Annotated in this window: 16 protein-coding genes; 4 read left to right on the forward strand and 12 right to left on the reverse strand. The window is 74.7% G+C overall.

From position 1 onward, the window contains the following. Positions 1–64: 64 nt before the first annotated feature. The 8 genes from IQ279_RS19690 to IQ279_RS19725 all read right to left on the reverse strand — a co-directional run bounded on the left by IQ279_RS19690 (position 65) and on the right by IQ279_RS19725 (position 8,877). A complete protein-coding gene (locus IQ279_RS19690) occupies positions 65–673 on the reverse strand; it encodes an SRPBCC family protein (RefSeq protein WP_206350090.1) in 609 nt (202 codons plus the stop codon). A gap of 132 nt (positions 674–805) precedes the next feature. Beyond that, positions 806–1,009 (reverse strand): hypothetical protein, encoded by a 204-nt coding sequence (locus IQ279_RS28515; RefSeq protein WP_206350091.1) that lies wholly within the window; start codon positions 1,007–1,009, stop codon positions 806–808. Further along, entirely contained in the window at positions 1,006–2,880 is a 1,875-nt protein-coding gene (locus IQ279_RS28520; RefSeq protein ID WP_277402558.1) for an acyltransferase domain-containing protein, read from the reverse strand. Before IQ279_RS28520 ends, IQ279_RS28515 begins: the two co-directional genes overlap by 4 nt. A 184-nt stretch (positions 2,881–3,064) precedes the next feature. Further along, positions 3,065–3,340 carry an acyl carrier protein gene (locus IQ279_RS19705; RefSeq protein ID WP_206350092.1) on the reverse strand — a complete coding sequence of 92 codons (276 nt, stop codon included), beginning with the start codon at positions 3,338–3,340 and terminating at the stop codon, positions 3,065–3,067. Positions 3,341–3,465: 125 nt separating this feature from the next. Further along, the gene (locus tag IQ279_RS19710) at positions 3,466–4,740 is read right to left on the reverse strand and encodes a ketosynthase chain-length factor (RefSeq protein ID WP_206350093.1); all 1,275 of its coding nucleotides are present in this window, start codon (positions 4,738–4,740) and stop codon (positions 3,466–3,468) included. Beyond that, on the reverse strand, positions 4,737–6,005 hold the full coding sequence (locus IQ279_RS19715) for a beta-ketoacyl-[acyl-carrier-protein] synthase family protein (RefSeq protein WP_206350095.1): 1,269 nt from the start codon (positions 6,003–6,005) through the stop codon (positions 4,737–4,739). The genes IQ279_RS19710 and IQ279_RS19715 overlap by 4 nt, the downstream gene beginning before the upstream one ends. Positions 6,006–6,301: 296 nt before the next feature. Then, a complete protein-coding gene (locus IQ279_RS19720; protein WP_241028418.1) occupies positions 6,302–7,867 on the reverse strand; it encodes an acyl-CoA carboxylase subunit beta in 1,566 nt (521 codons plus the stop codon). Positions 7,868–8,082: 215 nt separating this feature from the next. Then, the gene (locus IQ279_RS19725; protein WP_206350099.1) at positions 8,083–8,877 is read right to left on the reverse strand and encodes an AfsR/SARP family transcriptional regulator; all 795 of its coding nucleotides are present in this window, start codon (positions 8,875–8,877) and stop codon (positions 8,083–8,085) included. 239 nt (positions 8,878–9,116) lie between these two features. Here IQ279_RS19725 and IQ279_RS28160 point away from each other — a divergent pair, with 239 nt between their 5' ends. The 4 genes from IQ279_RS28160 to IQ279_RS19740 all read left to right on the forward strand — a co-directional run bounded on the left by IQ279_RS28160 (position 9,117) and on the right by IQ279_RS19740 (position 13,929). Then, positions 9,117–9,485: a hypothetical protein gene (locus IQ279_RS28160; RefSeq protein WP_241028407.1), complete on the forward strand. Its 369-nt coding sequence runs from the start codon at positions 9,117–9,119 to the stop codon at positions 9,483–9,485. Next, positions 9,482–11,896 carry a TOMM precursor leader peptide-binding protein gene (locus tag IQ279_RS19730; RefSeq protein ID WP_307792439.1) on the forward strand — a complete coding sequence of 805 codons (2,415 nt, stop codon included), beginning with the start codon at positions 9,482–9,484 and terminating at the stop codon, positions 11,894–11,896. The genes IQ279_RS28160 and IQ279_RS19730 overlap by 4 nt, the downstream gene beginning before the upstream one ends. Positions 11,897–11,999: 103 nt before the next feature. After that, positions 12,000–13,265 carry a sensor histidine kinase gene (locus tag IQ279_RS19735; protein WP_206350103.1) on the forward strand — a complete coding sequence of 422 codons (1,266 nt, stop codon included), beginning with the start codon at positions 12,000–12,002 and terminating at the stop codon, positions 13,263–13,265. 49 nt (positions 13,266–13,314) lie between these two features. Continuing rightward, on the forward strand, positions 13,315–13,929 hold the full coding sequence (locus IQ279_RS19740) for a response regulator transcription factor (RefSeq protein ID WP_206350105.1): 615 nt from the start codon (positions 13,315–13,317) through the stop codon (positions 13,927–13,929). 36 nt (positions 13,930–13,965) lie between these two features. Here the strand turns inward: IQ279_RS19740 and IQ279_RS19745 are convergent, their stop codons facing one another. Genes IQ279_RS19745 through IQ279_RS19760 form a run of 4 tightly spaced genes read right to left on the reverse strand, consistent with a single transcriptional unit; the run spans position 13,966 to position 19,697 of the window. Next, on the reverse strand, positions 13,966–14,886 hold the full coding sequence (locus IQ279_RS19745) for a 4'-phosphopantetheinyl transferase family protein (protein WP_206350107.1): 921 nt from the start codon (positions 14,884–14,886) through the stop codon (positions 13,966–13,968). A gap of 1 nt (position 14,887) precedes the next feature. Then, on the reverse strand, positions 14,888–16,129 hold the full coding sequence (locus tag IQ279_RS19750; protein WP_206350109.1) for an acyltransferase domain-containing protein: 1,242 nt from the start codon (positions 16,127–16,129) through the stop codon (positions 14,888–14,890). Between the two features lie 44 nt (positions 16,130–16,173). Next, positions 16,174–17,901, reverse strand: coding sequence for an acyl-CoA dehydrogenase family protein (locus IQ279_RS19755; RefSeq protein ID WP_206350111.1), 1,728 nt, complete (start codon positions 17,899–17,901; stop codon positions 16,174–16,176). Next, positions 17,901–19,697: a fatty acyl-AMP ligase gene (locus IQ279_RS19760; protein WP_206350113.1), complete on the reverse strand. Its 1,797-nt coding sequence runs from the start codon at positions 19,695–19,697 to the stop codon at positions 17,901–17,903. The genes IQ279_RS19755 and IQ279_RS19760 overlap by 1 nt, the downstream gene beginning before the upstream one ends. Positions 19,698–19,787: the final 90 nt, after the last annotated feature.

The following is a 19,787-nucleotide window of genomic DNA, read 5'->3' on the forward strand; positions in this document are numbered from 1 at the left end:
CCCTATCCGTTCCGCCCGATCGCCCGGGGCGGCCGGGCGTTCCGGCCGTGGGCGGACGGGACGGTCAGCCGTTCGGGGCGGGGAAGCGGAAGCGGCGTGCGGAGCGGGGCGGCCGGGGGGAGGCGGGCGGCAGCGGACCCGCGCCCCGGCTCCGGGCCGCCCCGGCGGGGTCGAGGCCGGTGCCGGACGGGCCACCGCCCGCCGCGGGACCCGCCTCGGCCACGGCGGCCTCCGCCTCCCGCACTCCCGTCAGCCGCTCGTACAGCGCCTGGGCGTCCACCGGCAGATCACGCCGCCACCCGCACGCCACCACCGGCCACAGCAGCACCATCGCGCCCCCCAGCACGCACCTCACCCCCACCTCCACCCGGCATCCGCCCCCCTCCCAGGGCCACAGCCGGAAGTCGTAGCGCGGCATCTGCCACCCGAGCGGCGTCCACATCCGCTGCCCCTCGAACGACACCCGTGACGGCGGCTCGCACACCACCCGCCGCAGCACGCACTCCCGCCGCCGCCCGGGGAACCGGTACCGGTACTCCCCCTCCCGCGGCTCCACCCGGCGCACCGACACCACGCCCGAGTGCCAGGCCGCCAGCCCGCACCCGTCGGCCAGGCGCCCGAACACCTCCTCCACCGGCAGCGGTATGGACACGTACACCCGCACCTGCGGCATCCGGCACCTCCAGCGAGCGACAGCGCCGGCCCCACGCGATCGGCCGAACGCCCCGGCCCGTCCGGGCCCACCTCTACACAGCCAGGCTGGATGCGCGCGTTCCCGGTGTCCTGCGTTCGAGAGCCGTTCGGGTTACGCCCGCGGTCGCTCCGCCGGCCGGGGGAGGCCGGAGGCGCCGGGGACGTCGGGGACGTCGGGGATGTCGGGGAGGAGCCAGCCGTGGTGGCCGGGCACCGGGAGGGCGAGGTGCGGCGGGGGCGTCCGGCCGTTCCACGCCGCCGCCAGGGACCGGTACACGCCCCACCAGATGCCCGCCGGGGCCGTACGGGCGCTCATACGGCCGTCAGGGGCCGGTGCCCCCCGAAGCGGCCGTCCGGCGCGGAAGCCTCCGCCGCGGGGACCTCCGGGGCGGACGGGGCGTCGGCTCTCCAGCTCCACAGCCGGCTCACCGCGTCCAGGTCCAGGGCGTGCCCCTCCTCCCACAGCCGGGCCGCGGCGGCGAGCACCGAGCGCCGGTCCTCCTCCGGGCCGCCGGGGCGGGCCGGCAGCATCGGCACCACCGCGCTGGCCTTGAGCCGTACCGCCTGGTGGCGGCGGGCGAAGGCGGTGAGGGTCTGCCGGGGGCCCGCCTCGATCAGCAGCATGTCGTCGGCCGCGAGCAGTTCGTCCAGCGCGGGCCTGAAGTACACGGTGTCGGTGAGCTGGCGGGCCCAGAAGTCCGGCCGCAGGGCGTCCTCGGGGCTCAGCGGGCCCCCGGTGTAGCCGGAGTAGAGCGGGAGCGCGGGCGGGCTCAGCCGTACGCCGCGGTAGGCGCGCTCGACGGCCTCGGACGCCGGTGCCATCGCCGGGCAGTGGAAGGGGCTGGTGGCGGGGACGGCGACGACGGTGTGGCCGTCGGCGCGCAGCGCCGCCTCGACCTCGCCCAGCGGCTCGCACGAACCGGCCAGCATGGTCTGCCGGCCCGCGTTGACCGCGGCGATGGCGACGTCGCCGTGCAGATACGGGCGCAGCTCCTCCTCGGAGGCTCCGACGGCGAGCATGCCGCCCGGTGGGATCTCCACCGCGTACCGCACCCGCTCGCGCATCATGCCGACGGCGTCCGGCAGCGACACCACGCCCGTGAAGACCGCGGCGACCAGCTCGCCGGCGCTGTGGCCGAGGAACGCGGTGGGGCGCACGCCCCAGCCGAGGACGGTGCGGCCCAGCGCGTAGTCCACGGCGAAGAGCAGCGGCTGGGCGCGGCGCACGTCGTCGATGCCGATCCCCGGCGTGCGGACGGTCCCGTCGGCGAGCCAGTCGGCCCGGACGTCCTCGCCGTCCTCGCCGAACAGGTCGAGCACGGCGTCCATGGCCGCGGTGAACACCGGTTCCCGGCCGTACAGCCCGGCCGCCATCGCGGTGTGCTGGGAGCCCTGGCCCGGGAAGAGGAGAGCGACCGGGCGCGGCCTGCCGGTGGTGACGGCCTTCGCCCCGAGCACCGCCCGCGCGGCCCGTTCGCCGGTGGTGACGGCCGCGGCGCGCACCGGGCCGGGCTCCTGTCCGCAGGGCACCGCGGTGGGCAGGAGGGGGAAGGCCTCGGGGAAGAGCCGGTCGACCATCGGGCACAGCTCGCCGCGCACCCGGGCCTCGTCGGCCTCGTCCCGGCCCGACCACAGCAGCAGCCGTACGCCGCCGGGGTCGGTGCCGCGGCCGCCGTACCGCAGGGGGCGGACCACGGGCGCGTCGTCGAGGGCGCCGAGGGCGTCGGGGGTCCCGGGGGCACCGAGGGTTCCGGGGGCCTCTTCGGAGACGTCCAGTACGCCCAGCACGGATTCGCCGTCCGCGACGGCCTCGGCCGCGCGCCGCACCGCGTGTACGGTGACCGCCTCCGCCCGGGGTTCGCCGAATCCGGCGACGAGCGCGAGGTCGACGTTCTTGGCGAGCAGTTCGCGGTGCGCCCGGCGCAGTGCGCGGCCGGGCGAGGACGCGGTGTGCACGGGGAAGCCCTCGTGCTCCGGGCCGAGGCCGGCGGCGATGCGGGCGGCGCCGACGAAGACGGCCGTACGGGCGGGCAGGTCCTTCGGCGGGCGGCCGAAGGCGCGCAGCACCGCGGAGACGGCGGCGGCGGTGGCCGTGACCGGTTCGCCGCGGCCGGCCTCCCCGGCCGGTGCCCCCCTGGTGCTGACCGTGAGTCTGCGGACCACTGCGGTGTGTTCGGTGAGCGGCATGGGCTCTCCTGTCGGCGGCCGGATCCCCGGCGGCGGATGGCTTCGGCAAACGGGAGGCGGACTGGCTGGTGACGGGGGCTGCGGTGCGGACGGGGCGCGGACGGGGCGCGCGGCGTGGGCAGGGCGCGGGGAAGGGAGCGGCCGCCCTGCCGGAGAGCGTTCGGCAGGGCGGCCCGGGGCCGGCTCAGGCGGGGGAGGCCTGGCCGGAGTTGACGAGGTCCAGCAGGGCGCCCGGCGTCTCGGCGTCGACGACCGCGTCGTCCGGTATCGCGATCCCGTACTCGCGCTGGATCTGGCCGATGACCTGGAGCAGGGCGAGGGAGTCGTAGCCGAGGTCGATGAACGGGGTGTCCCGGACATCGCCGTCCAGGTCCACGCCCTCCTCCTCGCCGGCGCTCTCGCGCAGCATCCGGGTCAGGTCCGCCAGGGTCACCTCGGTCTTCGTGGTGGTCGTGGACATGTTGGTTCCTCTCTGTGATGTGCGTGGATGCGCGGTGCGTGTGGGGGGGTCGGGGGCCGGTGGGCCCGGTTCGGTGGTCCGGTCCAGGTGGTCCGGTCCGGGTGGTCCGGCTCAGGTGGTCCGGCTCAGTGGGCCCGGCGCAGGACGAGCGCCGCGTTGAAGCCGCCGTGGCCGCGGGCCAGCACCAGCGCGGTGCGCAGGTCCGCCTCGCGGGCGCCGGTGACCAGGTCGATCCGGTGGCCGGGGTCGGCCTCGGCGACGCCCGCGGTCGGCGGGATGACGCCGTCGCGCAGTGCCAGCAGCGCGGTGGCCGCGTCCAGCGCGGCGCCTCCGGCCAGCAGCCGCCCGGTCATGCTCTTGGGCGCGGTGACCGGTACGCCGCGGGCGCCGAAGAGTTCCTCCAGCGCCTTCGCCTCGGCCCGGTCCAGCTCGGGGGTGCCCGCCGCGTCGGCGAAGACGACGTCGACGTCCGAGGGGGTCAGGCCGGCGTCGGCCAGGGCGTTCTCGGCGGCCCGGCGCAGCGCGGGGGGCCGCCCGCTGCCGGGGGCGGGGTCGAGGCCGGCGGCGTAGCCGGCGACGGTGCCGTAGACGTGCTCGGCGCCGCGCTCCCGGGCGGACTCGGCGTCCTCCACGATGAGGATCGCCCCGCCCTCGCCCGGCACGTAGCCGCTCGCCTCCGCCGAGAAGGGCAGATAGGCGCGGGAGGGGTCGGAGACGGTGCTCATCAGGCCGGAGGCGATCTGCGGGACCCAGCCCCAGGGGCACAGGGCCGCGTCGACACCGCCGGTGACGACCATGGGCACGCCCTTGCGGACGTGGCGGCGGGCGTGGCCGATGGAGTCGACGCCGCCGGCCTGCTCGGTCAGCAGCACCCCGCTGGGGCCGCGCATCTTGTGGCGGATGGAGATCTGGCCGGTGTTGACGGCGTAGAACCAGGCGAAGGACTGGTACGCGCTGACGTACTCCTTGCCCTGGCTCCACAGGTTCTGCAGCTCGCGCTGGCCGAACTCCACCGCGCCGCCGGAGGCGGCGGTGACCACGCCCATGCCGTACTCGGGCAGGTCGCCGGGGACGATGCCGGCATCCGCCACGGCCCAGTCGGCCGCGGTGAGCGCCAGGCGGGTCATGTGGTCGGTCTGCGGCATCAGCCGGCTGGGGATGTGCTCCTCGGCGACGTAGCCGGGGACCTCGCCGCCGACGGTGGAGGGGTACTGGGAGGGGTCGAAGCGGGTGACGCGCCCCAGGCCGCTCTCGCCGGCCAGGGTGGCCCTCCAGTAGTCCTCGGTGCCCAGGCCGTTGGGTGCTGCGATGCCCAGGCCGGTCACGACCGCGGTGGTCCGTGCGCCCGGCACGGTCGCCGCCGCGGGCCGTACCGCCGGCGCCGTCGGTGTCGCTGTCATCGGGCACTCCTCTCCGGCCGGGCGAGCAGCATGGCGCTCTGGAAGCCGCCGAAGCCGCTGCCGACGCTGAGCACCGTGTCGGTCTTCCGCTCCCGGGCTGTCAGCGGGATGTAGTCGAGGTCGAGTTCGGGGTCGGGCTCGTGCAGGTTGGCGGTGGGCGGCAGGACGCCGTGCTCCATCGCCAGGGCGCAGGCGGCGATCTCCAGGGAGCCGATGGCGCCCAGCGAGTGGCCGATCATCGACTTGATGGAGCTGACGGGGGTGGCGTACGCGTGGTCGCCCAGGCTGCGCTTGAAGGCGCCGGTCTCGTGGCGGTCGTTCATCTTGGTGCCGGAGCCGTGGGCGTTGATGTAGTCGATCGCCGTCGGGTTCAGGCGGGCCTCGTCCAGGGCGGCGTCGATGGCCTCGGCCATCTCGCGGCCGTCGGGCTTGAGGCCGGTCATGTGGTAGGCGTTGCAGCGGGCGGCGAAGCCCGCGATCTCCGCGTAGATATGTGCCCCGCGCCTGCGGGCGCTCTCCAGTTCCTCCAGGACCAGGATCGCCGCGCCCTCGCCCAGGACCAGCCCGCTGCGGGTCCGGTCGAAGGGGCGGCAGGCGCTCTCGGGGGTGTCGTTGCGGGGCGTGGTGGCGTGGATGGCGTCGAAGCAGGCCGAGGTGATGGGCGAGATCGGCGCCTCCGTCGCGCCCGCGATCATCACGTCGCAGGTGCCCTCGCGGATCAGCTCGACCGCGTGGCCGAGCGAGTCCAGGCCGGAGGTGCAGCCGGTGGAGACCACCGCGGCCGGGCCCTCGGCGCCGGCCTCCTGCCCCACCTCTGCGGCCATGGAGCTGGGCACGAAGTGGCGGTACAGCTCGGGCACCGCGTACTCGTGGTCGACGTTCCACTTGCGGCCGCCGTCGCTGACCACCACGTACTCGCGCTCCAGGCTGGTGGTGCAGCCCACCGCGCTGCCGAGCGAGGTGCCGATCCGGGACGGGTCCAGGGCGGAGACGTCCAGGCCGCTGTCGGCCAGCGCCTCGCGGGTGGAGACGACGGCGAACTGGGCGGCCCGGTCGAGCCGGCGGATCTCCTGCGGGCTCAGGCCCGCCGCCGCGGGGTCGAAGTCGCACTCGGCGGCGACCCGCGAGCGGAAGGGGGAGGCGTCGTAGAAGGAGATCGTGCGGGTCGCGGTGCGTCCCGCGGTGAGCAGCTCCCAGTACTCCTTGACGCCGACCCCGCCGGGGGCGACGACGCCCAGACCTGTGATCACGACTCTGCGTACCACCGCTTACCTCCCCTTCGACGGGACCGGATGCCGCTGTCGGCATCCGGCGGTTGGAACTGTGCGGGCCACTGCCGTTCCCTTCGTCCGTGACGCTCTCGTGGCGCTTGCTGAGGGTTTCGGCGGCCGGGGCGGTTCGGGGTTCGGTCCCTCCCCGCCCCGGTGCCGGGCCGGGCGGCCGCCCGCTCGTGACGTGCCGCCGCTTCCGGTGAACTCATGGTTGGAGCCGCCCCTAGACGGGGACTCGCGCCTGCCTGGACGGGCCGGCGGCCACCGCTTTCGAGGGGGGCGTCCGCGCACTACAGCGGGACGTTGCCGTGCTTGCGTTCGGGCAGGTCGGCCTGCTTGCGGCGGAGCATGGCCAGGGAGCGGGCCAGGACCCGCCGGGTGTCGGCGGGGTCGATGACGTCGTCGACCAGGCCGCGTTCGGCCGCGTAGTAGGGGTGCATCAGCTCGGACCTGTACTCCTCGACCAGTTCCGCCCGGGTGGCCTCGGGGTCGTCGGAGGCGGCGATCCGCCGCCGGAAGACGACGCCCGCCGCGCCCTCGGCTCCCATCACCGCGATCTCGTTGGTCGGCCAGGCGTAGGTCAGGTCGGCTCCGATGGACTGGGAGTCCATGACGATGTACGCGCCGCCGTAGGCCTTGCGCAGGACGACGGAGACGCGCGGCACGGTGGCGTTGCAGTACGCGTACAGCAGCTTGGCGCCGTGCCGGATGATCCCGCCGTGCTCCTGGTCCACCCCGGGCAGGAAGCCGGGCACGTCGATCAGGGTCACCAGGGGGATGTTGAAGGCGTCGCAGGTGGAGACGAACCGCGCGGCCTTCTCGGAGGCGTGGATGTCCAGCACGCCGGCGAGCTGCTGGGGCTGGTTGGCCACCACGCCCACCACCTGACCGTCGATGCGCGCCAGCGCGCACACCACGTTGCGCGCCCAGGCCTCGTGCACCTCGAAGTACTCGCCGTCGTCGACGATCTCCTCGATCACCGCGCGCACGTCGTAGGCGCGGTTGCCGTCGGCGGGGACGAGGTCGGCCAGGGCCTCGCAGCGCCGGTCGGCCGGGTCGCCGCCGCGTACGGCGGGCGGCAGTTCCCGGTTGTTGGCCGGCAGCATCGACAGCAGGTAGCGCACGTCCTCCAGGCACTCGGCCTCGTCGTCGTGGGCGAAGCCGGCCACCCCGGAGACCGCGGCGTGCGCGTCGGCGCCGCCCAGCCCGTTGTGGGTGATCTCCTCGCCGGTGACCGCCTTGACCACGTCGGGCCCGGTGATGAACATCTGCGAGGTGTCGCGGACCATGAACACGAAGTCGGTCAGCGCCGGGGAGTAGGCCGCCCCGCCCGCGCACGGGCCCAGCATCACCGAGATCTGCGGGATGACGCCGGAGGCGGCGGTGTTGCGGCGGAAGATGCCGCCGTAGCCGGCCAGCGCCGTCACACCCTCCTGGATGCGCGCGCCGGCCCCGTCGTTGAGGGACACCAGCGGCGCTCCCGCGGCCCGCGCCAGGTCCATGACCTTGTGGACCTTGGCGGCGTGGGCCTCGCCCAGGGCTCCGGCGAAGACGCGGAAGTCGTGGGCGTAGGCGAAGACGGTGCGGCCGTGGACAGTGCCCCAGCCGGTGACCACGCCGTCGCCGTGCGGTTTGCGGTCCTCCAGGCCGAAGCCGGTGGCGCGGTGGCGGCGCAGCGGCTCGATCTCGGTGAAGGTGCCCTCGTCGAAGAGGACCTCCAGCCGCTCGCGGACGGTGAGCTTTCCCTTGGCGTGCTGCCGGCGGGTGGCGTCCGGGTCGGGGCCCCGGCCCACCTCCTCCTTGAGCCGGAGCAGTTCCGCGGTGGCCCGGCGCAGGTCGGGTCCGGGTTCCGCCATCCGCTCCGGCCCCCGGCCCGGCTCCAGCTCCAGGTCCAGGTGCTGGTTCCGGTCCTGGTCCGGGGCGGTCCGCGATGCCGGCGCACTCGTCGTGATGTCGTCGAGGATCGTCATCGGGCGAACGTAGGAACGCCGCCTAGAGGTCGGCTGGAGCAGTCGCCGGGCCGTTTCCTCGCCCGTGCCTCGCCCGTGCCTCGCCGGCCTGCCGGAGCCGGTCAGCGCACCGCGTGCGCCGTGGCGTCCAGCTGCGGGTCGCCGGAGAGCACCGCGTGGTGCAGGCGCTGGAGCTTCGGCGAGGGCTCCATGCCCAGCTCCTCGATGAGCGTGTTGCGCAGCCGCTGGTAGGCCTCCAGGGCCCGCCAGGAGTTGCCGGAGCGGTGCAGGGCCACCATCAGCTGGGCGCAGAAGTTCTCGTGCATGGGGTGACGGGCCGACAGCACCCTGAGTTCGGGCACGAGTTCGGTGTGCCGGCCCAGCCGCAGGTCGGCGTCGATGCGGCGTTCCAGGGCCGCCATCCGGTCCTCGTCCATGCGCAGGACCTCCAGCTCCAGGACGCCGCCGACCCGCACGTCCACCAGCGCGGGGCCGTGCCACATCTTCAGCGCGCGGCCCAGCATCTCGGAGGCCGTACGGTCGTCGCCGGCGTCGTGGGCGGCCCGGCCGGACGCGGCGAGCTGCTCGAACTCCTGGACGTCCACCTGGCCGGGCTGCACCTGGAGCAGGTAGCCGCCGTGCTGGGTGACCAGTACGTCCTTGGCCTCCCGCGCCGGATCGCCCTCCAGCGCCACCGCGATCCTGCGGCGCAGCTGGAGGATGTAGGTCTGCAGGGTGGTGGCGGCGCTGCGCGGGACGTTCTCGCCCCAGATCTCCTCCATAAGAGTCGGCACGGTCACCACGTGATCGGCCTGGAGGGCGAGCAGTGCGAGGATCTGCCTCGGCTTGGCGGCGCTCGGAACCACAGACACTCCCCGCTCCACCGCCGTGAGCGGACCCAGAACCTTGATCTCCATGGTGTGCTCTCCCCTTGTCGAGCCCATTCCGCCGGCGGTCCGCCTGGCGGTTCCTCTCGGAGCATTGAGTGAGGCTCGCACGGTGCGGGAGCGGCGCACAGTGAGGCGCTCATGAGCGCGGTCGTGAAAATCTCATGGGCCGGTGGTGAACACCGCACTGGGCTCCCGGGTGGCATGGCTCACACAATCATCACGATTGATTCGAATGCTCGGCCGTCCGACTCACAGGGGGTCTTCACATGCGAACCTACACGTCCGCCACCGCCTCGACGGAGAACACCGGCGCGGAGGAGCGGCGCTTCGCCGAGCTGGCCGTGCGCACCGGGCTGGAGCCCGGTCTGGAGGCCCGGTACACCGCCGACCCGGTCGCGGTGCTGTCCGGGTTCGGCCTGCCCGCCGCCGAGGCGCCCCACGGCGGCGTGCCGGACTCCGTGGCGATCCTCGCGGAGCTCGGCCTGTACGCGTCCGAGCCGGTCTACGCCGGCGCCCCGCTGCTCATCGAGGACCTGGAGCAGCTCGACGCCCGCGACGCCGAGCAGCTGGCCTGCTTCGGCTGCACCCGCGCGGACGACCTCCGCCTGGAGGTTCCGGGGCCGGTGGGGGCGTGAGACAACGCGAAGAGGCTGCCGACGGCGGCCCCTTCGTGGGCTTCCGTCGCCATCTGCGGGCCGAGGTGGTACCCGGCGAGGCGGTCTACCTGCTCTCGCCGCGCGGGGTCAGGGCGCTGTACGGCCGGCCCGCCGAGGCGCTCGCCCCGCTGCTGGACGGCACCCGCACGGTGGCCGGGGTGCTGCGCGAGGCAGGCGCCCTGGTCCCACCGGCGGAGGCCGGCCGGATCATCGGGGAACTGGCGCGGGCCAACCTCGTCGGCTACCGGTCCGCTCCCGGTGAGGGGACCGACGTCTCGGCGGCCGCCTACTGGGAGCTGGCCGGTCTGGACGGCGGCGCCGCGGGCGCGGCGCTGGCCCGTACCGCCGTACGGCTGGTCACCGTCGGCGGGGTGGACGGCGACCAGGCCCGCGCCGCCTGTGAGGAGTCCGGTCTGAGGGTGCTGGGTCCGCTCCCGGCTCCCGAGGGGGAGCGGGCCGGGCGGGACGGCGCCGGTGACCGCAACGGTGACCGCACCGGCGGCGAAGGCGGTGACGACGGGCCCGGCAGTAACGTTTTCTCGCTGGTGCTCTGCGACGACTACCTGGCCCCCGGTCTGCGGTCCGTGGACGTCTGGCACCGCGAGCGGGGGCTGCCCTGGCTGCTGGCCGGCCCCTGCGGCCCCGAGCCCTGGGTGGGGCCGGTGTTCCGGCCGGGCGCGGGGCCCTGCTGGTCCTGCCTGGAGCACCGGATCCGCATCCACCGCCGCTCGGAGGTGCCGCTCCAGCGGGCCATCGGCAGCGACGCGCCCCTGCCCCGCCCGTCCGCCTCCCTGGCGGCCGGGCGCGGGATGGGCCTGCGGATGGCGGTGCTGGAGGTGGCCAAGTGGCTGGCGGGGGTGCGCAACGAGGGCCAGGGCGCCGTCCGCGTCCTGGACACCCTCACCCTGCGCACCGGCCACCACACGGTGCACCGGCGCCCCCAGTGCCCGGAGTGCGGCGATCCGTCGCTGGTCTCCGGGCAGGTGCGGCGGCCGGTATCCCTGGTGCCCCGGCCGAAGGCGGCCCGGGGCGGGAGCAACGACCGCTCCCTCACCCCCGAGCAGGTCCTGGAGCGCTACGGGCACCTGGTGGACCCGATCACGGGGATAGTGCGCGAGGTGCGGCGGGACGCCCGGCTGCCCGACGGCCTCAACTCCTACGTCTCGGGCCACAACCTGGCGCTGGACGCCCACACGCTCGCCGATCTCCGCGGCGGGCTGCGCAGTCTCAGCGGCGGCAAGGGCGTCACCGCGCTGGAGGCCGAGGTCGGCGCGCTGTGCGAGGCGGTGGAGCGCTACAGCGCCACCCGCCAGGGCGACGAACCCGTGGTGTACGACAGCCTGCGGGGTCTGGGGGAGCGGGCGATCCACCCCAACGCGTGCCAGCTCTTCGACGAGCGGCAGTTCCGGGACCGGGAGCGCTGGAACGCCACCGCCTCCCCCTTCCACCAGGTGTGCGCGCCCTTCGACGCCGACCGCCCGGTGGAGTGGACGCCCGTGTGGTCCCTGACGGCCCGGGCCCACCGGCTGCTGCCGACCTCCATGCTGTATTTCGGCCACCGCGCCTCCCCCGGCTCGGGCGAGCCCCGCGCCGACTCCAACGGGAACGCGGCCGGCAGCAGCCTGGAGGACGCCGTCGTCCAGGGTTTCCTGGAACTGGTCGAGCGCGACGCGGTGGCCCTGTGGTGGTACAACCGCACCCGCCAGCCGGCCGTGGACCTGGACGCCTTCGACGAACCCTGGCTCGCCGGGCTGCGGGAGGTCTACGCGCGGATGAGGCGGGAACTGTGGGTCCTGGATATCACCGCCGACCTGGGCATTCCCGTGATGGCGGCGCTTTCGCGGCGCACGGACAAGCCCGCCCAGGACATCGTCCTGGGGTTCGGCGCCCACTTCGATCCCCGGCTGGCGCTGCGTCGCGCGCTGACGGAGATGGGGCAGCTGGCCGCCTCGGTGGCCCGCGTCGGCGGGAACGGCGGGAAGGACAGGAAGGACGGAAACGACGGAAGAGGGGCCGGATATGGTGCCGCGCCCCCCGAGCTGGTGCACTGGTGGAGCCGCGCGACCGTACAGAACCAGCCATATTTGGCTCCGGACCAGTCAACGACCCCCCTGGCCCCGCACGGCTACCCGTACACCCCGCGTAACGACCTGTACGACGATGTGGAGGCGGCCCGCTCACTTCTGGGGACCTGCGGAACGGAGCTGCTGGTGCTCGACCAGACCCGCCCTGACGTGGGCGTTCCGGTGGTCAGGGTGATCGCTCCCGGTCTGCGCCACTTCTGGGCGCGTTTCGCGCCGGGTCGCCTGTTCGACATACCGGTGACACTCGGCCGACTCGAGCGGCCGACACCCTACGAGAACCTCAATCCGATCCCGCTGTTCGTCTGATTTCGGACGCCGCTCCTCACCGGTGGCCAGAGTCAGCCAATGGCCAATACGATGCGGTCAACTCATGGTTCAACTTCATGACTTCTGACCGAGGAGCAGCCAGGTGCACGACACCCCGGACAGCGCCTCCTCCCTCCGGGCTCCCGCTCAAGCGGGGGCCCGGAGCACGTCTCCCCCGCGGTCGCAGGCGCGCCACCGCGAACTGCCCGCGCCGAAGCTGGCCAGGACGATCGCGGTGGCCACCCTTGTCTACTACTCGGGGATCTCGCTGCTCAACGTCCTGCGCAGCGGCGCCGAGCGGAACCAGGTGCTGCTGTGCCTGGGGTGCGTGACCGTGGTCTTCGTCTTCCAGTTCCTCCACATATCCCCCCGCTCGCAGCGCTGGTCGTTGCGCCGCCGTTGCGCCACCCTGCTCGCACAGGCCGTGCTGACCTATCTGCCGTTCCTCTTCTTCGGCCTCAACTGGGGGAGCATGGCGGGCCCGCTGGCCGGCTCGCTGCTGCTCCTGCTGCCCGGCAGGGTGGCCTGGCCCTCCTACGGCGTGATCACGAGCACCATGCTGGCCATGACCGTCTCGGCCGGCCTGGACTGGGTGACGGTCGCCTATCTGACGACCTCGACCATGATGGCGGGGCTGATCCTCTACGGGACGGCGCGGCTGAGCGATCTGGTGGCCGAGGTCCAGGCCTCGCGGGCGGAGATGGCCCGGATGGCGGTCACCGAGGAGCGCCTGAGGTTCGCCCGCGACCTGCACGACCTGCTGGGGTACAGCCTGTCGGCCATCACGCTCAAGAGCGAGCTGATCTACCGCCTGGTGCACTCCCGCCCCGACCGGGCGCGTGAGGAGATCGCCTCCGTCCTGGAGGTGTCCCGGCAGGCGCTGTCGGACGTACGGCTGGTGGCCAGCGGCTACCGCGACATGTCGCTGGAGGCGGAGGCGGAGGCGGCCGCCGCGATCCTGGCGACGGCCGACATCCGGGCGCAGGCGGATGTCGCCTGCACGCGGCTGCACCCGGTCACCGACACCGTGCTGGCGACCGCGCTGCGGGAGGGCGTCACCAACATCCTCCGCCACAGCAAGGCCCAGACCTGCGTGATATCGGTCGAGTCGAGAGGAGAGACCGTTGTGCTCAGCCTGGTGAACGACGGGGTGGCCGAGCGGCGTCCGGACCGCTCGGCGCACAGCGGCAGCGGCCTGGGCAACCTCCGCGACCGGCTCGCGGCGATCGGAGGCCGGGTCGATGCGGGCGTGCGCGAGGACGGCCGGTTCCACCTCGTCGCGCGGGCCCCCGCGCATCCCGCGGCGGCGGCGCATCAGCCGGAGACCGGGGGGGCGGGCACGGCGGACGCCGCGAGATCCGCGGCCTGACACGAGCGTCCGGTCCGGGGGCCGGGCGCGATCCTGTTCTGGGGGGCCAATGCTGTTGGTGAAGATCCTGCTCGCCGAGGACGTGCACATGATCAGGGGGGCGCTGGTCGCCCTGCTGGAGCTGGAGCCCGACTTCAGCGTCGTGGCCGCCGTCGACCGGGGGGACATCGTCGTGGAGCGCGCGCTGGAGACCCGGCCCGACGTGGCCGTCCTGGACGTCGACCTCCCCGGTGTCGACGGCCTCACCGCGGCGGCCGACCTGCACGAGCGGCTTCCCTGCTGCCGGACCCTGATCCTCACCAGCCTGGGCCGTCCGGGCACCCTGCGCCGGGCCCTGGCCGCGCACGTCACCGGGTTCCTGCTCAAGGACGCGCCCTCCGAGCGGCTCGCCCACGCCGTGCGTTCCGTGGCCCAGGGCCAGCGCGTGATCGACCCCCAGCTGGCCCTGTCCGCCTGGGACTGCCCCGACAACCCCCTCTCCCCCAGGGAGCTGGAGGTGCTGCGGCTCGCCGCGCAGGGTGCCGACGCCGCCGAGATCGCCGGCACCCTCTACCTGTCCAAGGGGACCGTCCGCAACTACCTGACGACCATCGTCGCCAAGCTCAACGCCCGCAACCGCATCGACGCCGTGCGGATCGCCGAGGAGGCCGGCTGGATCCCCTGAGCCGTGTGCCTCGCGGGACGCCGCTCGCGGGGCCGCTCACGGGTCCGCCCCGAAGGCGGCCGACGGGGCCGGCGGGGCCGCCGCGCCGAGCAGCGCGTCGAGGAGGCCGGCGTCCAGGGCGGTGCGCACCGACAGGTCGGAGTTCTCGCCGAAACCGGAGTCGTGCACGGCGGTGCCGACGACGTACCCCCCGTCCCGGTCCCCGTCCTGCCCGCCGTCCGGATCCCCGGCCAGTACGCCGGTGCCGAACGTCCACTCGTCGCCGCCCGCCGGGGTGCCGTCGGGCCGCACCAGCCGGATCCGGTCCGCGCCGAGGTCGAAGCCGAACTCGGTGAACCGGAAACGCAGCCCCTGGCCGAGCGCCTTGCTGTACGCCTCCTTCAGGGTCCACAGCCGCACCAGCGCCGCGTTGCGCTCGCCCGCCTCCCCCTCGTCCAGCCGGGCCAGCTCGTAGGGGGTGCAGCCCTGGGACTCCGAGCCGGTGCCGGCCATCCGGCGGTCCGCCGACTCGACGTCCACCCCGATCCGGCCCCTGCGGGTGACGCCGGCGACCAGCGTCTCGCGGGTGTGGCTCAGGCTGATGTCGATCTGGTCGCAGCCGCGCACGTACGGCCGCCCGCCGGGCTGGTAGGCCAGGTCCACCTGTTCCGGGGCCGTGTCGATCGCCGCGGCGATCACGTGCCGCAGCAGCAGCCGGGAGGCAGAGAAACGTTCCTTCATCAGGGGTCGCGACATGGCCTCGTAGCGGTGCCAGTCCCGGCCCAGCATCCGGCGCAGCACCGGGTCACCGCCCGGCAGGCGCCAGTCGGGCAGGCGCCCGGCCACCACCGCGGTCCCCCGGTCCGCCAGCTCCTGCCGGACCGGATCCCAGGGGCCGTGGGGGCCCGCGACCTCCAGGAGGCCCGGCGCCCCTCCCCCGTGCTCCCCGCTCCCCGCGGCCCGCGCGGAAGGCGCCACCTCAGCTCTCCGCCAGGGACGCGGAGAGCGGGCCGGCGTCCAGCTCGGACAGCACTCCGGCGAGGTCCACCGCGTTGCTCTCCGGCCCCCGGCACATGGCCAGGCAGACCGGCCCCCGGCTGCCGCCCATGCGGCGCACGAAGGGGGTCAGGACCGCCTTGGGGCCGATCTCGACGACATGGGTCGGGGTCTGCTGGGCGAGCAGCTGCCGGGCCGCGTCGGCGAACCGCACCGTGGAGGTGATCTGGAGGGACCAGTAGGGGGCGTAGAGCGGCTCGCCCGTGTAGCCGCCCCGCACCGTGGAGTAGAACGGCACCCGCGGCGCGCCGCCGGGCAGCCTCCGGGCCACCTGCTCGAAGCGCGGCAGGACCGGAGCCATCAGCGGGGAGTGGAAGGCGTGCGTGACCTTCAGCGGGGTGGCGGCGATGCCGCGTGCGGCCAGCTTCTCCTGTACGCGCTCCAGACCGGCGATCTCCCCGGACAGCACGGTGGCCTTCGCCGCGTTGACCGCACCGATGCTCACCCCGGGCTCGCCGGACAGCAGCTCGGCCGCCTCGTAGGCGGGGGCGCAGGTGGCCGTCATCCCGCCGCCGGAGGGCAGGTACTGCATGAACGCGCCTCTCAAGGAGACCAGTTGGGCCGCCGTCTCCAGTGTCAGCGCCCCGGCGACGGTGGCGGCGGCGAACTCCCCGATGCCGTGGCCCAGCACCGCCACCGGGCACACCCCCGACTCCTCCAGCGTGCGGGCCAGGGCGTACTCGACGGCGAACAGGGCGGGCTGGGTGAACGCCGTCTGGTGGATCCGCGCGTCCCCGCTGAGGATCAGGTCGACGACCGACAGGCCGGTGTAGGGCAGCAGCGCGTCCGCCGCCGCGTCCAGATGCGCGCGGTATCCCGTGGAGTGCAGGTACAGGCCGGCGGTCATGCCGGGGTGCTGGGAGCCCTGCCCGGTGAAGACGAACGCCGCGCGCACCCGGCCGTCCCCGCCGGGCCGGGGGTCCCGCAGCGCCAGGTACCGCGCCAGGGCGCGCACGGTCGGGTACGCCCAGACGTCGGTGGGGTCGATCAGCGGGCCGTACTTCTCCTCGATGTCGCCGTAGAGGCTCAGCGCGGCCACGGAGTCCAGGCCGTGCTCGGTGAACGACACGGCCTCCTCCACCGGCCGGCCGAGGTAGTGGGCCAGGCGTTCGGTCAGCCAGTCGGCGTACGCCTGCTCGCGCACCCGGCGGGGGGGTACGGACATCTCGCGCTCCTTTTCAGCGATCCGAAGGGGGTGACGCGGGGCGGTCAGGCCAGACCCGTGCCGTAGAGGTCGTAGCTGCGCCGTCCGTGCAGTCGTGCCAGGACCTCGGCGAGCACCCGGCTCTCGCACGCGGCGGGCCGCTCCGGGAGCGGCAGCCCCAGCCGCCGGCACAGGCGGTAGAGGGCCGCGGTGGGCCAGGCGGGATCGGCGAGGAAGGTTCCCGCGGCACCGCCGGACCGCTGCTCCCGCCACACCCCGAGACAGGCGGCGGCGGCCAGCACCAGGGCGTACCGGTCGGCCAGCGCGAAGCTGCGCGGATCGACCAGGGCCGCGCGGTCGTCCGCGCCGATTCCGGCGAACGCCGTGCGCAGCTCGCCCAGTTCGGCGACGAGGGCGCTGGTGAGCGCGCCGAGCGCGCCCCGGTCCCCGGGGGCCTCCCCGGACAGGCCGTCGGAGCCCAGCAGGCCGTCGGTGGCCACCAGGGTCGCGGCGAGCGGATCACTGTCGCCCAGCAGGGCGGGCCCGGCCGGGTCCAGCGGCGGCAGGTCCCCGTGGAGCCGGAACAGCCCGGCGGGCGCCTCGACGTCGTTGAACCACACGTGCCGCGCGAAGAAGGGCAGCTGGGGCAGGAGGCTGACCTGGCGGCCCGCGCTGCCGGCATGGCCCAGCGAGGTGACGGGCAGATCGCGCAGCTGCTTGGCGAACATCGCGTACGCGCCGTCCCGGGCGAGGCTCTCCTCTCCCAGGACCGCGGACATCCCGTCCATCGACTCCGCGACGATCTTCGGGGCCAGATAGGCGGCCGCGGCGGCGTACGCGCTGGTCTGCCGGGGAATCAGATGCAGCCCCCTGGTCGCCACCAGGGCCAGGCAGTCGCTCAGCAGCAGGTCGAGGAAGGCGCCGGTGAGGACGTCGCGCACATGCTGGACGTCCAGCGGGGAGCGCCCCCCGGGCCGGCGTCGGGCCGCGAACCGGGCCACCGTGCGCAGCGCGGTGTCCGTCCCGGCCAGCACGATGGACGGGATCAGCCCCCGGATGAGCAGCGAGGAGCGCAGGGACAGCTCGTAGCCGCCACCGGGCTCGCCGACCAGCGCTCCGCCCGGCACCGGGCAGTCGGTGGCCCGCAGCCCGCCGAACTCGGCGCTGCGCATCCCGTTGGTGGTACGCCTGGCGAGGTCGGTCAGCCGGTCCCCGGGCAACCCGGCCCGGTCCAGCAGCAGCACCGAGTGGCTGCGTCCGCCGCCGCCGGTGGACGTGCGGGCGAAGACGACGAGTCCGGTGGCCCGCGAGGCGTTGGCGATCACCGACTTGCTGCCGTTCAGCAGGTAACCGCCGTCGGCGGGCCGGGCGGTGAACTCCTCGCGGACGAAGTCGTTGCCGTGCGCCACCTCGTGCCGCGCCACGGCGACGCGGCGGCCCCGGAGCAGGTGCCCGGCCACCTCGGCCCGCTGCCCGGCGCTGCCCCCGATCCAGACGGGGGCGGCGGCGAAGAAGCAGTTGAGCCCGTAGCCGAAGCCGAGCGAGGCGTCCCTGCGGAAGACCGGCCGCAGCACCCGGCCCAGGCCGTCCATCCGCGACAGTCCGCCGCCCAGCTCCGCGGGCACGAACTCGGCGTTGAAGCGGTGGGCGTCGAGGACCTCCTCCGCTCCGGCGGGCACCCGGCCGGCCGCGTCGGCGGCCAGGATCGCGTCCTGGCCCAGCGGGTTGGCCGGGTCGTCCAGCGGGCCGAAGGCGCGCTCCAGCGCGTCGGCGCGGTCCCCGTACGCCCCCATCACCGTGCCCCGGCCGTCATCAGTTCCCTGACCTCGGGGAGGATCTCCTCGTGCAGCGGCCGCAGTTCGCCGCGGAGGAACAGACCGCGCATCGCGGCGCGCTCCACCTTGCCGCTGGTGGTGCGGCGCACCGTGCCGGGGCGCACCAGCAGCACCCCGCCGGCCCGCACCTCGAACTCCTCGGCCAGGCGGTTGCCCACCGCCGCGGTCAGCGCCGCCAGGTCGATGTCGTACCGGCCGCGGGCGCGCAGCTCCTGGACGACGACGATCCGGTCCCGCTCGCCGGGCACGGCGAACGCGGTGGCGGCCCCGAACAGCGAGCTGACCCGCTGCACCGTGCGCTCCAGGTCCTGCGGATAGATGTTGCGGCCGGCCACCACGATCATGTCCTTGAGGCGGCCGGTGACGTACAGCTCGCCGTCCACGACGGCGCCCAGGTCCCCGGTGCGCAGGTGGCCGCCGTCCCCGTCGGCGGTGCGTCCGTCGAAGGTCAGCGCGGTCTCCGCCGGGCGGCCCCAGTAGCCGCGGGCCACGCCGGGGCCGCGCAGCCAGATCTCCCCGATGCGGCCGTCGGGCAGCACCTCGCCGCCGGCGGGCTCCACGACGCGCAGTTCGCCGTCGGCGACGGGACCGCAGGAGACCAGCGCGCGGTGCGCGGCACCGGGCACGGCAGGCGGCCCCGGGGCCGGTTCCGGAACCGGCTCCGTGGCGGGGGCGCGCAGCTCGTGGCGCTCCAGCGCGGCGGCGTCCACCACCAGCCGTGCGGGCTCCTCACCGGGCCCGCGCACGGCGCCGGTCACCAGCAGGGTGGCCTCGGCCAGCCCGTAGCAGGGGGTGAGCGCCCCGGGCCGCAGCCCGGCCGGGGCGAACCGCTCGGCGAAGGCGCGCAGGGTCCTGTCGCACACCGGCTCGCCGCCGCTGACGGCGGTCTCCCAGCCGGACAGGTCCAGACCCGCGAGCTGCTCGTCGGTGATCCGGCGCAGGCACAGCTCGTACGCGAAGTCCGGGGCGCCGCTGACGCGCACGCCGTACCGGGAGATCGCCTCCAGCCAGCGGACCGGCCGCTTGACGAAGGCGGTGGGGGACAGCAGCACGGCGGTGCCGCCCAGCCACAGCGGGTGCAGCAGCTGGCCCACGAGTCCCATGTCGTGGTGGAAGGGCAGCCAGCCGCCCAGCCGGTCGCCGGGCCGGGTGCCCAGGGCACGGCCGATCGCCGCCTGGTTGGCCATGACGTTGCCGTGGGTGACCACCACGCCGCGGGGGTCGCGGGTGGAGCCGGAGGTGTACTGGAGGAAGGCCACCGAGTCGGGGCCGAGGTCGGGCCGGTGCCACGGCCCCGCCCCGGGGACGGCGTCCACCGGCAGGCAGGCCACGTCCCCGTACCCGGCGCCGGCCAGCAGCCGCGAGACCTCGGGGGCTTCGGCGGAGTCGGTCAGGGCGATCCGCACGGCGGCGTCCTTGACGATGCCGGTCACCCGTTCCTCGTGATGGCGGCGGCCGCCCGCGGGCGGCACGGGGACGGCGACGGCCCCCGCGTACAGGCAGGCCACCAGGCTGACGGCGAACAGCCGCCGGCGGGACTGCAGGACCATCACCCGCTCGCCCCGCGCGCCGTGCTCCTGGAGCCAGCCGGCCAGCGCCCTGGCCTCGCGGTCCAGCTCCCCGTAGGAGACGGTCTCGGCGGTCTGCTCGCCGCCGGGGCCGCCGGCCTCGCCCAGCAGGACGAGCGCCGCCCGTCCCGGCGTCTGCCGGGCCCTGGACAGAATGAGATCGGTGAAGCTCCGGTGACCGTTCATCGCCTCCCCCTCGCGTGCCGTCGTGGCCGCCGTGCCCGCGGCACCGGCCCGTGTGACTTCTCCGGGAAGGTACGAACACCCTCTCGAACC

The organism is Streptomyces verrucosisporus (assembly GCF_017114865.1).
GTDB lineage: Bacteria > Actinomycetota > Actinomycetes > Streptomycetales > Streptomycetaceae > Streptomyces > Streptomyces fenghuangensis.

What these genes read in the sequence shown, in the direction of transcription:
- IQ279_RS19690 (WP_206350090.1), bottom strand. Translation starts at nt 673, where the DNA reads ATGCCGCAGGTGCGGGTGTACGTGTCCATACCGCTGCCGGTGGAGGAG.
- IQ279_RS28515 (WP_206350091.1), bottom strand. Translation starts at nt 1,009, where the DNA reads ATGAGCGCCCGTACGGCCCCGGCGGGCATCTGGTGGGGCGTGTACCGG.
- IQ279_RS28520 (WP_277402558.1), bottom strand. Translation starts at nt 2,880, where the DNA reads ATGCCGCTCACCGAACACACCGCAGTGGTCCGCAGACTCACGGTCAGC.
- IQ279_RS19705 (WP_206350092.1), bottom strand. Translation starts at nt 3,340, where the DNA reads ATGTCCACGACCACCACGAAGACCGAGGTGACCCTGGCGGACCTGACC.
- IQ279_RS19710 (WP_206350093.1), bottom strand. Translation starts at nt 4,740, where the DNA reads ATGACAGCGACACCGACGGCGCCGGCGGTACGGCCCGCGGCGGCGACC.
- IQ279_RS19720 (WP_241028418.1), bottom strand. Translation starts at nt 7,867, where the DNA reads ATGGCGGAACCCGGACCCGACCTGCGCCGGGCCACCGCGGAACTGCTC.
- IQ279_RS19725 (WP_206350099.1), bottom strand. Translation starts at nt 8,877, where the DNA reads ATGGAGATCAAGGTTCTGGGTCCGCTCACGGCGGTGGAGCGGGGAGTG.
- IQ279_RS28160 (WP_241028407.1), top strand. Translation starts at nt 9,117, where the DNA reads ATGCGAACCTACACGTCCGCCACCGCCTCGACGGAGAACACCGGCGCG.
- IQ279_RS19740 (WP_206350105.1), top strand. Translation starts at nt 13,315, where the DNA reads ATGCTGTTGGTGAAGATCCTGCTCGCCGAGGACGTGCACATGATCAGG.
- IQ279_RS19750 (WP_206350109.1), bottom strand. Translation starts at nt 16,129, where the DNA reads ATGTCCGTACCCCCCCGCCGGGTGCGCGAGCAGGCGTACGCCGACTGG.
- IQ279_RS19755 (WP_206350111.1), bottom strand. Translation starts at nt 17,901, where the DNA reads ATGGGGGCGTACGGGGACCGCGCCGACGCGCTGGAGCGCGCCTTCGGC.
- IQ279_RS19760 (WP_206350113.1), bottom strand. Translation starts at nt 19,697, where the DNA reads ATGAACGGTCACCGGAGCTTCACCGATCTCATTCTGTCCAGGGCCCGG.